Origin of the sequence: Rhodococcus wratislaviensis (genome assembly GCF_041228765.1) — a bacterium.
GTDB lineage: Bacteria > Actinomycetota > Actinomycetes > Mycobacteriales > Mycobacteriaceae > Rhodococcus_F > Rhodococcus_F wratislaviensis.
Genome location: NZ_CP150490.1, coordinates 102632 through 116950 on the forward strand (window position 1 = coordinate 102632; position 14319 = coordinate 116950).

Annotated in this window: 14 protein-coding genes and 1 pseudogene; 3 read left to right on the forward strand and 12 right to left on the reverse strand. The window is 66.7% G+C overall.

What is annotated here, in order from left to right; translation table 11 throughout:
- Positions 1–6 precede the first annotated feature (6 nt).
- Positions 7–1635 (reverse strand): class I adenylate-forming enzyme family protein, encoded by a 1629-nt coding sequence (locus WKC72_RS41880; RefSeq protein WP_370185643.1) that lies wholly within the window; start codon positions 1633–1635, stop codon positions 7–9.
- A gap of 293 nt (positions 1636–1928) precedes the next feature.
- Here WKC72_RS41880 and WKC72_RS41885 point away from each other — a divergent pair, with 293 nt between their 5' ends.
- Positions 1929–2582: a TetR/AcrR family transcriptional regulator gene (locus WKC72_RS41885; RefSeq protein WP_370185645.1), complete on the forward strand. Its 654-nt coding sequence runs from the start codon at positions 1929–1931 to the stop codon at positions 2580–2582.
- Between the two features lie 90 nt (positions 2583–2672).
- On the opposite strand, the gene WKC72_RS41890 is transcribed toward WKC72_RS41885, so the two are convergent.
- On the reverse strand, positions 2673–4139 hold the full coding sequence (locus WKC72_RS41890) for an MFS transporter (RefSeq protein WP_370185648.1): 1467 nt from the start codon (positions 4137–4139) through the stop codon (positions 2673–2675).
- 343 nt (positions 4140–4482) lie between these two features.
- On the opposite strand from WKC72_RS41890, the gene WKC72_RS41895 reads away from it, so the two are divergent.
- Positions 4483–5166 carry a TetR/AcrR family transcriptional regulator gene (locus tag WKC72_RS41895; protein ID WP_370185651.1) on the forward strand — a complete coding sequence of 228 codons (684 nt, stop codon included), beginning with the start codon at positions 4483–4485 and terminating at the stop codon, positions 5164–5166.
- Positions 5167–5233: 67 nt separating this feature from the next.
- Here the strand turns inward: WKC72_RS41895 and WKC72_RS41900 are convergent, their stop codons facing one another.
- Genes WKC72_RS41900 through WKC72_RS41910 form a run of 3 tightly spaced genes read right to left on the reverse strand, consistent with a single transcriptional unit; the run spans position 5234 to position 8023 of the window.
- Complete coding sequence (locus WKC72_RS41900; RefSeq protein WP_370185654.1) at positions 5234–6007, reverse strand: gamma-glutamyl-gamma-aminobutyrate hydrolase family protein; 774 nt, start codon at positions 6005–6007, stop codon at positions 5234–5236.
- Entirely contained in the window at positions 6004–7359 is a 1356-nt protein-coding gene (locus tag WKC72_RS41905; RefSeq protein WP_370185656.1) for a glutamine synthetase family protein, read from the reverse strand. The genes WKC72_RS41900 and WKC72_RS41905 overlap by 4 nt, the downstream gene beginning before the upstream one ends.
- Positions 7352–8023, reverse strand: a complete 672-nt coding sequence (locus WKC72_RS41910) for a hypothetical protein (RefSeq protein ID WP_370185659.1) — start codon at positions 8021–8023, stop codon at positions 7352–7354. Before WKC72_RS41910 ends, WKC72_RS41905 begins: the two co-directional genes overlap by 8 nt.
- A gap of 154 nt (positions 8024–8177) precedes the next feature.
- Here WKC72_RS41910 and WKC72_RS41915 point away from each other — a divergent pair, with 154 nt between their 5' ends.
- Positions 8178–9146: an alpha/beta hydrolase gene (locus WKC72_RS41915; protein ID WP_370185662.1), complete on the forward strand. Its 969-nt coding sequence runs from the start codon at positions 8178–8180 to the stop codon at positions 9144–9146.
- A gap of 192 nt (positions 9147–9338) precedes the next feature.
- On the opposite strand, the gene WKC72_RS41920 is transcribed toward WKC72_RS41915, so the two are convergent.
- The 7 genes and pseudogenes from WKC72_RS41920 to WKC72_RS41950 all read right to left on the reverse strand — a co-directional run bounded on the left by WKC72_RS41920 (position 9339) and on the right by WKC72_RS41950 (position 14283).
- Entirely contained in the window at positions 9339–10667 is a 1329-nt protein-coding gene (locus WKC72_RS41920) for an NAD(P)/FAD-dependent oxidoreductase (protein ID WP_370185664.1), read from the reverse strand.
- Between the two features lie 28 nt (positions 10668–10695).
- Positions 10696–10797, reverse strand: a pseudogene (locus WKC72_RS41925) (acyl-CoA dehydrogenase family protein); the annotation flags it as partial.
- A gap of 70 nt (positions 10798–10867) precedes the next feature.
- On the reverse strand, positions 10868–11086 hold the full coding sequence (locus tag WKC72_RS41930; protein ID WP_370185666.1) for an acyl-CoA dehydrogenase family protein: 219 nt from the start codon (positions 11084–11086) through the stop codon (positions 10868–10870).
- A 96-nt stretch (positions 11087–11182) separates the two neighbouring features.
- A complete protein-coding gene (locus tag WKC72_RS41935) occupies positions 11183–12166 on the reverse strand; it encodes a hypothetical protein (protein ID WP_370185669.1) in 984 nt (327 codons plus the stop codon).
- A 9-nt stretch (positions 12167–12175) separates the two neighbouring features.
- The gene (locus tag WKC72_RS41940) at positions 12176–12577 is read right to left on the reverse strand and encodes a RidA family protein (RefSeq protein ID WP_370185672.1); all 402 of its coding nucleotides are present in this window, start codon (positions 12575–12577) and stop codon (positions 12176–12178) included.
- Between the two features lie 28 nt (positions 12578–12605).
- Entirely contained in the window at positions 12606–13439 is an 834-nt protein-coding gene (locus tag WKC72_RS41945; protein WP_370185675.1) for a phytanoyl-CoA dioxygenase family protein, read from the reverse strand.
- A gap of 409 nt (positions 13440–13848) precedes the next feature.
- The gene (locus WKC72_RS41950; RefSeq protein WP_370185677.1) at positions 13849–14283 is read right to left on the reverse strand and encodes an acyl-CoA thioesterase; all 435 of its coding nucleotides are present in this window, start codon (positions 14281–14283) and stop codon (positions 13849–13851) included.
- Between the last annotated feature and the right edge of the window lie 36 nt (positions 14284–14319).

Genomic DNA, 14319 nt, shown 5'->3' on the forward strand with positions numbered 1-14319 from the left:
GGCTCCTCAGTTGCCGTTGCCGGCGGTGCGCGGCGGCTGCAGGTCGTAGGTGATGCCGGGATGTTCGGCGGAGCGCGCCTGCAGGGCCGGCTTCGACACGCGCTCGGACGGCGTGCGCGGGAAATCGGCGACGAACTCGATGTGTCGAGGAATCTTGAAGCGCGCCAGCTGCGTTCGTGCGCCGTCGACGATTCGCTCTGCGGTCGCGCGGCTCTCCTCGACGCCGGGGGCCAGCTGCACGAAGGCCTTGACCTCCTCGCCGAACAGCTCGTCCGGGACGCCGACCACCGCTGTCGCGACGACGGTGTCGTCGCGCTCGAGGACGCGTTCGACCTCGGCGCTCGCGATGTTCTCCCCGCCGCGGCGGACCATGTCCTTGATCCGGCCCACCAGGCGGTAGCCGTCCGGCTCGCGGACCGCGACATCGCCGGTGTGCAGCCAGCCGTCGCGGAAGACCTCCGCGGTGTCTTCGGGTCGGTTCCAATAGCCGAGCATCATCGGTCTGCCCGACGTGATCAGCTCGCCGGATTCTCCCGCGGCAACTTCCCGGCCCTCCGGATCGACCACCCGGACCTGCTTCGTGGGAACCGGCTGCCCCAGTCGTCCGCTGCCGACGTCGACGGTGCTCTCGGGGAGGCTGACCAGGTCGGCCCCGCTTTCGGTCATCCCGAAGATCTCCCGCCACGGCGCGCCCCAACGCTGTTCGAGCTGCGCGTGCAGCGCGACGGGGATGGCCGAGCACAGCACGAGGCGCAGGTCGTTGTCCCGGTCCTCCGGGCTCGGCGGCTGCTTGAACAGAAGCGTGGGCATCGAGCCGAGCACGTAGCAGAACGTGGCCCGGTGTCGACGGACGTCCGCCATGAAACCCGAGGCGGAGAACCGGGGTAGCACCACCAGCGGCGCGCCGATCGTAAGGCACAGAGAGGTGTTCCACTGCGGGTCCATGTACGAGAACGGCTGCGAGGTGAGAACCACGTCGCCGGACCCGAGGCCCGCCGCGCCCGCACAGATCCACCCCAGCCGGACCCAATAGTCGTGGGTCAACATGCACGCCTTCGGGAATCCGGTGGTCCCCGAGGTGTACTGGAGGTTGGCCAGCGTGTCCGGGGTGATCGCGACATCGGGCCTGTCCGCCGGGTACTGCGCGAGCTCGCCGCGAGACGCGGCGTCGACGATACGGACATCGGCCAGATCACCGTTCGCGGCGCGCACCTCGTCGACGAGCGGGCTGTGACCGGTGTCGGTGAACATCACCCGGGCACCGGAGTCTCGGAGGACGAATTCGAGGTCTGCACGCTGGTACGACGAGTTCACCGGCACCGCGACGCCGCCGGCCTTGAGGATCGCGAGCCAGGCGATCGGCCACTGCACCACGTTGGGCAGCATGATTGCGACCCGGTCGCCGGCGCGGACCCCGTCCTCGGAGACCAGACGCTGCGCCAGGCGCGACGTCCAGTCGTCGATCTCGCCGAAGGTCCAGGATCCTTCCGCGAACCGAAGAAACTCGCGGTCGGGAAAGCGGGCGGCCTGGATCGCCAGCAGGTCGACGACGGTGTCGATCGGCGGGTCCACAGCCATGCGATCGAGTGCGATCGCGCGTCCCCGGGGAACTGATTCGACTCCGGTCATGGTCATCCTCTTCACGCTTGTCGGGTGCGATGCGGATGCCGCTCGCGATCTCTCGTCGTGACGGCGCATCCGCAGTGAGCTCGAGGCCCGTGACCTTCCGATCACCGATGGCGCCGGACTGTGGTCTCGGTCATAGCCTAGAAGAACACAGTCAAATGATCAAGACCTATGACCATGATCGGGTAGGATCACTCACCGAGAGGTGGTCTACTCGCCGATATGGCGGCCTGATTGTCCGTTCCGACTGGTAACCGGCAGCTGACCTGATCATCCGTTCAGATCTGTTGACAGGAGAGGGCATGGCTCGCATTCCCGCCGCCGAACGCCGCGCCGAACTGGTGGCGGCGGCCGTGCGCGTGATCGCCGCCGATGGGGTCGACGGCGCCACCACCCGCCGCATCGCACAGGAGGCGAACGCCCCGCTGGCCACCCTGCACTACTGCTTCGCCACGAAGGAGGTGCTGTTCGCGGCGGTCTTCGAGCACGTCGCCGGACAATATCGAGAAGTGCTGACGCGCAACGATGTCCATGGCGACGTGGCGATCACCGCGCGCGCCCTGTTACGCGGCGTGATGGAGTGGTACCTGGCGAATCCGGACTTCGGCGCGGCGATCGTCGAGCTGATCAGCTGGGGCCAGCGCCAGGAAGGCCAGCAGGCCGAGATGGTGTACAACGAGGCGTTCGCGACCATACGGACGAAACTCGAGGCCGCCGCAACCGCTGCGGGCCAGCCGGTCGACCCGGGCACCATCGACGCACTGACGTACATCGTGTCCACATTGTCGGACGGATTCGCGCTCAACTGGCTGGTGTTCACCGACCCCACAGCGGCGGAACGACAGATCGACCTCATCCTCGGCGTGCTCGACGCCTGGATGGCCGCCCACCTCGGCAACACCTCCGCCCCGGCGGCCAGTCCCTCGCAGGCCTCCCCCGCCAAGCTCGTGTCCTGAATGAGCGTGGAGTGATGATGAGCGCCACGGCAGCGGCCGCCCGCACGAATCATCGCGCCAGGTCTGGGGCGGCAACGGAGCCAGCCACTTTCAGGACGCGGCAGCACCGACGCGCCGACCGGACCGGGCGCGTGAGACCAGCACGCTCACCACGACGAGCAGGGCGAGGAGTCCCGATAACCAGTAGCCGATGCCGTAGAGGCCCTTGGCAGCGACCTCGAGACCGGTTCCGACCACCGGAACCAGCGAGGCGCTGAGGTCGGCGCTGACCAGCGCCGTGCCGAAGGCGAACCCCACGGCCATGGACGTGCCGGCGATACCGGCCGCCATCCCGGCTTTCTCCTCGGGCACTGCCATCTGCACCATGGTGAACCCCGCTGCGTAGCCGATTCTGATCCCGAGACCCATGACGGCAGCACCCACGAGGTAGTGCCACTGCTGGTCGTGCGCGACGGCGAGCCAGGCCAGCCCCGATGCACTGATGAGCGCTCCGATGACGAAGACGGTCACACCACGGCCGTTGAACAAGGCGCGGTCGAGTACGCTTCCGCGGATCAGGAACGCCGCCGCGAAAGGTGCCATGAGCCAGCCGGTCTGCAGCGCGCTGAGCCCGAGTCCGTAGGCGTCCGCGGGACGAAGATTTTCGGGAGTGATCTGGGCGTACGTGCTGAGCAGCAGCAGAAAGGCCGAGTTCACCGCCGCGAACAATGCGATACACAAGCACGACGCGGTGACCAAAGGCGCCTTCATCAGTGCGACGTCGAACACCGCCGAGGTCGAGCGGCGCTCGACGCGCACCCAGGCGATGCCGCCGACGATGCCGGCCATCAACGGAATGAGTGCCGCGATGCCCCACACGAGTCCTTGTGTCAGAGTCAGCAGGATCGCGGCGACCCAAGCGATCATCCACACCGTGCCGAGTACCGCGATGCGGCCGGAACGCTCAGCAGGCGGGGTGTGTGGGATCACGGCACAGCACGCAATGGCCGTCACTGCGCACACTATGGTGAGGATGACGAAAAAGCCTCGCAGCGACAGACTCTCGACGATGAAGCCACCGCCGATCATGCCCACGACGATGCCGACACCGGTGGCGATGACCAGAACCGCGACACCCACCGTGATGCCGTCCTCGCCGAGATTGCGGCGCAGGAAACCGAGTGGAAGCAGCTGCGCCGCGCCCCCGAATCCCATGAGAATACAGCCGACCAGAAGGGTCGAGTACGAGTCGCCGGCAGCCGGAACGAGCGCGCCGACCGCAAGGAATGTGGACGCCGCCACCGCGGCGTTACGGTCGCCGTACAGATCGGCGAGGCGCGGCAGCAAGATGAAGCCCGCTCCCCCGCCGAGGGTCAGCGCCGTGTAGAGCCACGTCGTCTCGGCCACTGTGGCGAGGCCATACTGCGCCTGGATGATCGGCAACAGCGGCGGCAGGATGAAGATGACCGCGTTGGTCAGGACGATCAGCAGCGTGCCGACACCGATGAGCACTGCCTTGTTCGGCGCGGGGCAGTCCCCCGCACGGCCGGGTCCGGATTGCTGGTGGATCTCTGTCATGAATTGCTTCCTTCGATAAGCACGCCGCCGTCTCGCATGATCATGTCGACCATGGCTTCGGTGGTGGCGTCGGGAGTCAGACACGTGAGTTCGTCGGTCATGACGGGTCTGTGCCCTTCGAAACCGGTGTTGGTCACATCGGAGTGCGCCGACCCGTCCATGTGATCCGGCTCATACCGTAAGCCAAGTGAGTCGTCTGATCAAGGCATATGACTATTTGTTTCGCGTTGTTGCCCGCACCGCACGACGGTTCTTTGGGAAAATATGGCAGCCCGCCTACCGTTGCGACTGGTAGCGTGGAACCGACTTGATCATCCGTTCAGATCTGTTGACAGGAGAGGGCATGGCTCGCATTCCCGCCGCCGAACGCCGCGCCGAACTGGTGGCGGCGGCCGTGCGCGTGATCGCCGCCGATGGGGTCGACGGCGCCACCACCCGCCGCATCGCACAGGAGGCGAACGCCCCGCTGGCCACCCTGCACTACTGCTTCGCCACGAAGGAGGTGCTGTTCGCGGCGGTCTTCGAGCACGTCGCCGGACAATATCGAGAAGTGCTGACGCGCAACGATGTCCATGGCGACGTGGCGATCACCGCGCGCGCCCTGTTACGCGGCGTGATGGAGTGGTACCTGGCGAATCCGGACTTCGGCGCGGCGATCGTCGAGCTGATCAGCTGGGGCCAGCGCCAGGAAGGCCAGCAGGCCGAGATGGTGTACAACGAGGCATCCGCGACCCTGCGAGCGATCCTGGAGGCCGCCGCAACCGCTGCGGGCCAGCCGCTCGACCCGGGCACCATCGACGCACTGACGTACATCGTGTCCACATTGTCGGACGGATTCGCGCTCAACTGGCTGGTGTTCACCGACCCCACAGCGGCGGAACGACAGATCGACCTCATCCTCGGCGTGCTCGACACCTGGATGGCCGCCCACCTCGGCGATGCCCCCGCGCCTGCGGCCCCGGCCCCGAAGGCGGCCTCGCCCGAGGAAGCCATGCGCTCACTCGTGTCCTGGGTGAGCGTCGAGTGAAACCGCGCTGACCTGAAAGTAATTGTCGGCCGCCACCCTTCGGTGGCGGCCGACAGTCTTCCCTGAGTCAGATCCGCCGGTTGCCCTCGGCGACGATCCAGCTCAACGCCGGATCGTCACGTTCCATCCACTCGGGATGCCACTGGACACCGAGCACCGCGGCACCCGGCAGCTCGACCGCTTCCACGACGCCGTCGGCCGTGCGCCCCGTGACCACCAGACCGGTCCCGCAGCGGTCGACCGCCTGGTGGTGCCACGAGTTGGTCACCGCGCCGGCACCGAACAGACCTTCCGCGATCGAGCCGGGCTCGAACGTCACCTTGTGGTCGTCGGCACCGTCGGTGAGCGGGGACGAACTCGACAGATGCCCGACGGATCCGGGCGGCAGGTCCGCGATCAGCGTGCCACCCAGAGCGACGTTCAGGACCTGCAGGCCCCGGCACACCCCGAGCACCGGGATATGTCTGGCGAGTGCGGCACGCACGAGCGCGATCTCGTACTCGTCCCGCTCGGGGTCGTGGACCATCGGATTATCCCGTGGATCCACGTCACGGACCACCGACAGATCGCCGCCCCAGTAGGCGGGATGAACATCCTGACCTCCGGTAATGACCACGCCCGCCAGCCAATGGCAGAGTGCCTCCGGGTCGGCATCGTAGGGCAGGTTCACCGGAACCCCTCCGGCCCTGGCGATCCGGTCCGAGAAGTCGGACATGAAGGTGTCAGTGAGCAGGTGACCGTAGCGCTTGTCCAGCCCGTCGACCAGCCCCAGCCGGACCCGTCGGCCGGTGATGCCGATCATCGGCCGGATCGTGCCCGGCGTCGCGTTCCCCGCGCTCACGGGAACTCGAAGTATCGCGCCGACTCCCATTCGGAAAGCTCGGCGAACGGATCACCGCCTGCGGTGTGGAACTGCATCCACTCCCAGCGCCGGGTACCGACCCAGTAATCAACGAACTCGTCGCCGAGCTGCTCGCGCAGGATCAGGTCGGTCTCCAGCGCGGCGGCCGCCTTGGTGATGGTGTTCGGCAGCCGCTCGAGGTCGGGCACACACCACGCCAGGTCGCTGACCGGCTCGGGTGGCTCGATCTCGCCGTCGAGGCCGGCGATCACCCCGGCGAGAATCGCCGCGACCGCGAGGTACAGGTTCGCGTCGGCGCCGGGAACTCGGTATTCGAGGCGGGAGTACGCCGGGTGACCGCACACTGCGCGCACCGCGGTGCTCTTGTTGGCGATGCCCCAGGTGATCGTCGTCGGAGGGCCGCTCAAGTCGACCAGGCGGCGGTACGAGGTGATCTGCGGGAGCATGACCGATGCCGCCCCGCGCATGGTCGCGAGGAGTCCGCCGACCGCGTGCCGCATCGTGGGCGACGGCCCGTCCTCGGCGTAGAACGCGTTGACCCCGTCGCGCTTCAGAGACAGGTTGACGTGCGAGGCCTGGCCATAGCCCGCGGTCGGCTTGGCCATGAAGGTGACGGTGTGACCGCGCTCGAAGGCCACCTCGCGCATCACTTGACGGGCACGAGCCCAGTTGTCGCAGACCGAGATCGGGTCACCGGGAACCAGGTTGAGTTCGACCTGACCCGCCGCGTCCTCGTCGCTCCACGCTTCCCACTCGATGCCGATCTCGTCGAGGCGACGGGCGACCGCCGACATGTAGTCGATCCAGTCCTTCGACTTCGCGAGGTGGTACGCGGTTCCGGCTGAACCGCCGAGAGGGGTCAGGTCGCGATATCCCTTTTCCCGGGCCTCGTGGATGGACTCCTGGAACAGAGTCGCCTCGATCTCGACCGCAACGGTTGCCGTGAAGCCGCGCGTGGCGAGTCGGTCGACCAGCTTTCGGGCGAGGTTGCGCGGACAGGTCCCGATGGGGCTGCCGTCGGCCTGCCAGTAATCACCGATCACGGACTGCAGACCGGGCTCCCACTGCACCAGCGTCGACATGTCAGGCCGGAACTGCACGTCGGACACGTGCCCACGCCACTCGGGGAAGGCGAAGCCGAAGGTCGGGGCGTTGCCTAGGTCGAGCCCGAACAGGAGGTCGGCCATCGCGAAGCCCGAGCCCGCGCTCGTGGCGAACTTCTTGGGTGCCAGATTCTTGCCGAGGAAGCTGCCGTCGTGGTTGGTGGACTCGAGCCGGATCGTGTGCACCGGCGTCTCGAGCTCTGTTGCGGTGTAGGTGGTTTCAGACATCGTAACGAACCTTCCAGGATGCGGCGACCAGCACCGACAGCTGAGAGAACGTGCCGCGCACGCCGATCAGACCGGTGGACAGGGCGGCGATCAGGTCGTCGGCGCCCGAGAAGATGCCGGCCAGCAGCTCCGGGGGGCCGGCGATGACGTAGTGGGTCTCGCCCTCGCCGACGACGTGCTGATCCAGCCCCTCGGGGCCCTCCGTGATCGCGACGAGCATGTCGGGGATCCCCGGCACCGACCGGGCCGCGGCCCAGAACGAATCCGCGGCGACCTTCCAATCCGGCAGCGGCGGCGCCAGCAGTGCCAGCGCCGCGGCAGCGAGATCGTCGTCGCCGGCGACAACAGGCTCACCGACCAGGGCGAACCGGCCGTTCAGGTCGACGGTCAACGTGAGGTCGGGCTCGACGAACACACCGCTCGATACCGCAACGACACCGTCGGAGATGCTGATCGTCGCAGCCTGCGGGGTGTCGTGGGAGCGGACGGCCACAGTGCCTGCCACCGCCGCCACGACGGAGTCCGCACCGTTCGCGCGGACGGAATCGGCGATGGTCCGACCGATCAGCCGGACGATCGGACTCGCATCGTCCTCGATCCGAATGTCGACCCCACCGACCGCGTCAGCCCCGCGTGTCGCGTGGCCGATCGTCGTTTCGGTCATCTTTCTGTCCTTTCGATTCGACGAGATCGTGTGCGCGGTACGCCCGTCAGCAGTGGATCCCAAATGGAAACGTGACACTGTCAAACGACTGGATCACGTGACTATGATGGTGAGGCACAGATCACTACTTGTCAACGACCTGCGAGGTTTCCCATTGAACGACGACGCTCCCACCTGGTGGAATCTGCTCGACGACCAGGCTCAGGCCGTGGCCCGGATGATCACCCGCGTGTTGCAGAGACCCATTCGTGAGCTGGGACCGGAGCAGGCCCGAGCGCTCGTGAACACTGCATCGGCCGCGGAGCCGATCACGTCGCTGGACCATGTCGAACAACTGACCGTGCCGACCCGTGCGGGTTCGATCCGGGCTCGCCTGTACCGCGCGGACGGTGCCGGCCCTGACGGCAACAGTCCTGCTCTCGTCTACCTGCATGGCGGAGGTTTCGTCCTGGGGACCCTGGACGGCGCCGACGAGCTGTGCCGCGCGATCGCCGCCGGATCCGGATGGACGGTCGTGTCACTGGACTACCGCTTGGCTCCCGAAAGCCCCTACCCAGCAGCGCTGGAAGACTGCCTCGACGCCTACGCGTGGCTGACCCGAACAGCACCGGAGTTCGGTATCGATCCGGAACGCATCGCGATCGGGGGCGACTCCGCCGGCGGCAATCTCGCCGCCGCCCTCTGCCTGCACCGACGCGACGAGCACAGCACCCTCCCTGTGACGCAAGTACTCGCCTACCCCGCCGTCGACGAGACATTCACCGCGCCGTCGTGGTCGGAATTCGCCGACGCACCGATCCTGAGTGCCGCGGACGCCCGCTGGTTCTGGGAGCAATACGTCGGCGAGCACCACTCGGGCGGCGACCATCTCGCCGCACCGATGCGCGCCGAGTCGCTGCGCGGTCTGCCGCCTGCCCTGATCCTGACCGCAGAGGTCGACCCGATCCGGGACGACGCCGAGGCCTACGCGGCACGGCTGCGGCGCGACGGCGTCCCCGTCTCGCTGACCAGGTATGCCGGCGTCTTCCACGGCTTCGTCACCGAGATCGGCGCGTTCGCGCAGGCTAAGCAAGCGATCGACGAGGTGTGTCTGCACCTGCGCGAGGTCCGAGACGGGGGTTAGTACAGTTAGTCGTCGACGACTGGGGCCGCGGTCACCCGACCGACAGCCCGCACCACAACGCCAAGCGCCGCCGACGGCTGATATCCAAGTCTCGCAGCGCGCCGAACACCACGCATGGACCCAGTCGCGACCTCTGGGCCAGCCGATTCGGTTTGTCGCGAGCACGGGGGCCCGCCCCGCGACGGCCATCCACTAACGGCCCGCGCGGCGGTCACCGATCCGGTCGGCCAGCCACGCCGCCCGCAGCACCGGGTTGTGCAGGTACAGCGAACGGGGGAAGTGGTTCTCCGACTGCCACCACGGCATTATGTCCGGGTGGATTTCGTCGGTGGTGAGGCAATCGGCGAGGAGGCTACCGAGGTAGGGTGCCTGGCCGAGCCCGTGACCGTTGCAACCGATGGCGTAGTAGACGTTCTTCGACGCCTTACCGGCCACGGGCGCCCGCGAGGACGTCATGGCGATCCAGCCACCCCAGGTCTTGGTCACGGGCACATCACGCAGCGACGGGAATCGCGCACGGAAGGCATCGGTGAGGTCGGCCACCACTACGGGATCGGAGATGCGGTCGGCAATCGGGTTCTTCCCGATCTGCAGCCGACGCACCCCGACGGCGATCGTGTTGGTCGGGGTGACGTGATAGCTCTCCATCACGTTGTGCTTGGTCGCCAAGCCCGAACGGCTCGTCCAGCCGGTCGCCTCGATACGCTCGCGCTCGACCGGTGCGGTCTCGATCATGTTGACCCACACCGGCCGCGACAGCCGCTGCGGCGTGATCGCGAGTTCGGGCGCCCATGCATTGTTGGCCAGCACCACCTTCTTCGCGCGCACCCGGCCGAGCGGGGTAGTCACTGTCGCGCCGGAACCGATGTCGTCCACCGACTGTGCGGGCGATCGCTCGAATACCCGCACCCCCGATTCCAGCAGGGCCGCCCGGAGGCCGAGGGTGAACATGCCGGGGTTCATCGTGCCGCCGGCGGGGGTCAGCAGGCCGCCGAGGAAGGTGTCGGGCAGGCCGAGTTCGTGCTGGTCTCCGAATTGCAGTGTCGCACCGGCGTCGGACAGCGCTTGCGCGTCGCGCAGCGCCTTACGCATCTGTCCTTTGGTGACTGCCGCCCCGACATTGCCGACCGCTTCGTAGTCGCACTCGATACCGAGCTGTTTGATCAGGTCCTCCGCGAACTGCACCGACGACCCGGCGAACCGGACCAGGTCACGCAGCAGCTGCGGATTCGCCTTCGCCAGGATCTGGGGCTCACCGGTCGGTTTGGCCGAGATCTGTCCGGCGTTGCGCGAACTCGCCCCGTAGCCGCAAAAATCCGATTCGAGCAGGACGACATCGATGCCGTGCTCGGCCAGTCGCAGCGCGGTCGCCATGCCGCCGAGACCGCCACCGACTACGGTGACGTCACAGCTGATCGTGGCGTCTAGTGGTGCGGTGAGGTCGGTGGGCCGGTCGACCCAGCCGGTGAAGGTGATGTATCTGGTGTCGGCGTCTTCGGCCGGTAGCGAACTCCCGTTCATGATGCACTCCTTGTGTTTCGGATGGAACCTAGAGGCCGATGTCTGTGGCGATGATCGAGCGCATGACTTCGCTGGTGCCGCCGTAGATGCGGTTGACGCGGCTGTCGGCGTAGAGGTGGGCAATCGTGGCGTGTTCCGTCGGCCAACAGCTTCGCTGTGGTGCGCATGCCCCGCCAGGTCCGTGCCACTACCGGGCTCGGTCATCGTGATCGCGAACTTGATCTCCCTGACGCCATGCCTGGCAGCCACCGTCGCTTCTGCTCGTCGGTGGCGTGCTCGGTGATGTAGGACGGGCACAGCGGGATGTGCACCGGCGATCCACCGAACGTGACTCCGGCCCTTGCCATCTCCTCCCCTACTGTGCGATAGAAGTCCCTCGGCACGATGCCTGCGGCGAGCCACTCGTCGAAGACCGGCACGATCTCGGTGTCGATGTTGACGCGGGCGGTCTTTCGAAGGCTTCGTGGTCGTCGTCGTTCGCGCGGCGCACAGCGCCCGCTCCTTACTTTGTTGGTTCAGATACCGAGTTGCACGGGGGTGTGCTGGCCGCCCGGCAGCGCCCCGAGCGCGCCGACGGCGTGCACGATGCGTGCGGCGGTACCCGGGTAGGGATCGAGTGCCGGGGTGATGCTCAGGGTGCACTCGGAGCCGTCGCCGCCGATCGCGGTGACCGTCAACGAGCGCTCGTAGCCCTCGAAAGACCCCTTGGGCAGTCCCTTCCAGGCGATGCGGACGCGTTCGCGACCGTCGTGGACCACCGTCGCGGCCTCGTCGAAACCCACCCGGTCGCCCGGGCTGATCTGGATGCCCGCCACCTCGGTGGCGGCGTGGGCCGTGACGTATCCGCCGTACACCTTCGACTCGTACCCGGTGAGGCCGAGGATATCGGCGATCATCTCCGCGGATTCGTGCAGTACCCCGCCCACGGGACCGGGTTGACCGTCTGCGAGTGTGCCGAGGCCCATCTCGTCGGCGAGGACGCCTCGGCCCCACGCGGTGATGTCGGAGCGGGATTCGCCGATGATCGAGACCGGCGCGGGCAGCGCGCTGCTCAGCAGTGCAGGCAGCACGTCGAGCCAGAATCCGGGCAGCATGCCGGTGCCGACGATGCGCGCACCGGTTTCCTCGGCGCGCTTCTGCAACCGCGAGTACCTCTCGGGATCGAGCTTGACCCGGGGATGGACGAAGCAGGCGTGTACGAGGTCGACACCGGCATCGGCGCACAGTTCCATCGCCCGTTGCAGGACTTCGCCTTTCAGGCCGGCGTAGGCCAGGACGTCGAAGTCTCCGGAGCGGATCGCGCCCTCGAGGTCGGTGGTCGCCGTGATCCCGGTGGCCCGACCCCCGGTGAGTGTGCCGATGTCCTGGGCGGCCTGCTCGTCGAAAAAGACGATGGCGGTGGTCAGCGTGTGCGGGCTGGCCTCGATGGCGCCGACGAGCTGGGCGGCGGCGCGTCCGGTTCCGTAGAGTCCGACCCGGCGTGACTGCGTCGAATTCATAGCCGCCTCTCAGTCGTTGGCGTAGGCGACGACGCGGACTTCACACAGCAGCTCCGGGCGGGCGAGGTGTGTGACTCCGATGCCGGTCCAGCACGGGTACGGTTCCTTGATGTATTCGTCCTTGACCCGGCCGAAGATTTCACCGTCACGGGCCATATCGGTGTGATAGGTGAGCAGTTCGAGAATGTTGTCCATCGAGGACCCGGCCGATTCGAGGGCCTGCTTGACGCCGTCGAACGCGAACCGTGCCTGGGCCTCGATGCCGTCGGCGGGCGCCGAAGTGGCCGGGTCGATCCCGACCTGACCGGACACCCAGATCAGGTCACCGACGCGGGTGGCCGTCGAGAAGTGCAGGTCATTGTGGTAACGCTCGGCACGCGGTCCGGGATTGAAGTTCTGACGCTTCGACATCGGGAAGGGTCTCCTGTTCTGGGATGGATTAGACGAGCTGCTGGAAGACCTGTGAGCGGAACGCGTCGCCGGCGTTCAGCTTCGCCATCTCGTCGGTGAACAGCACGCCGTTGCGCGCGTAGCGCGGGTTCGACTTCGGCAGTTCGCGGAACGTCGCGTCGTCACCGAAGAATCGCAGCACCAGGGTGTGGCGATCAGGGCAATCGGCGTCGACGGCGGCGCCGCCGTGCAGCGAGCGGGGGTGCAGGAACACCACGTCGCCGGGGTTGACTTCGAACGAGACGAGATCCCAGGAGTTCGGGTCCTTTTCCAGGTCCTTGTCGATCCACGGCAGCCGCGGCAGCGATCCGTCGCCGTACAGCGGTTCGGTGGGATCGTCGGCGTTGGCGAAGCTGGCACCGTCGTACTCGATGCCCTTCCAGCTGCCACGTACGATTTCCAGCGAATTCTTCTTGGGGACATGCTGGAACGAGATCCAGGCGTTGCCCCAGTCCGGGCCCGCCCACGGCAGGTTCGAGGTGTCCTGGTGAAATGGGCCGCGACCGCTCGCGCCGTTCTCCTTCACGAACACCTCTTCGGCGTAGTACCAGACGTGCTCGGAGTCCCACAGCTCGGCGAAGAATTCGCCGAACGGAAGCCTGGTCATCAGTTCGTCGAGCCGTTCCTTGGCGGCCGGGTTGGCGTTGTCGATGTGGGTTTGCAGGCTCGTGCCGTCGAGACGACGGAAGACGAACGGGCCCGGGTTGGCCACATTCCACTTGAAGACCTCGTACAGCTCCGCGAGCTGTTCCGGGTTGAGGAAGTTGCGGACAACGGTGGCGCCGTCTTCCCAGAAGGCCTTCTTGACGGATTCGTCGATCATGGGGGTCTCCTAATTCCCTAGTGGGTGACGCAGACCACGCTAACGGCTAGGCAATATTTGCACAACAGTCGTTTTGTAAATGGCTTGCGGGGTGAAGATCATCCCGGCCTGCGATCTACGCTGCCGAGCTGAACGGGTGATTGCCCGGGACCGAAGCGACGGCCCACAGCTGACATCGGCTCCGGCGCCAGCGATTTCGACCTGGCCCGAACCAGACAGCCACACATTTGCGGTGTTACAGCACCGAGCTGAGCAAGAAGCTGAGGTCGCCGATTCCTCGGTGAGTGAGTCGCACGGCCACCGCCGTGCCGTCAGCCGAGATTTCGGTGAGCTCGGCCCCACATCGTGGCGACCGAATCGGAATCCCTGGTGCGCAGATCACTGCAGCAAGCCAGGAGAGTTTGCACAACTATGTTGTCAGAAATTTCGACACACCGTGAGCTGGCGCTATTTCGCGAGTGAGCGCTGCCTTCTCCGCACCGGTCAGTGGGCGGCCGACCGCCTGGTCCTGATCCCAGGCGACGATCACGCTAACAGCTTCGACCACCACCGTGCCCGAATCGGTCGTCAGTTGCTCCTGCAGCCGGATGCTCGACGAGCCGACGTGCTCCACCGCGAACGAGCCGAAAAGCACCCGTTCGCCAAGTGAGGCGGGGGCCCGGAAGTCCAGCTCGAGCCGGGCGACGACATACCCCCAGCCCGGAACCAGGGAGCTGACGACGCTGTCGAGCCAGCGGCCGCGGCCATCGTCGAGGATTGCCACCAGGGCCATGTGCGAGACGTGCCGATAGGCATCGACGTCGTTCCAACGCAACGGAATTCCGATGACCTGCGATGTGCCCATTCACCTCACCTGCTCACTTCTCAGGGTCCGCCCGCT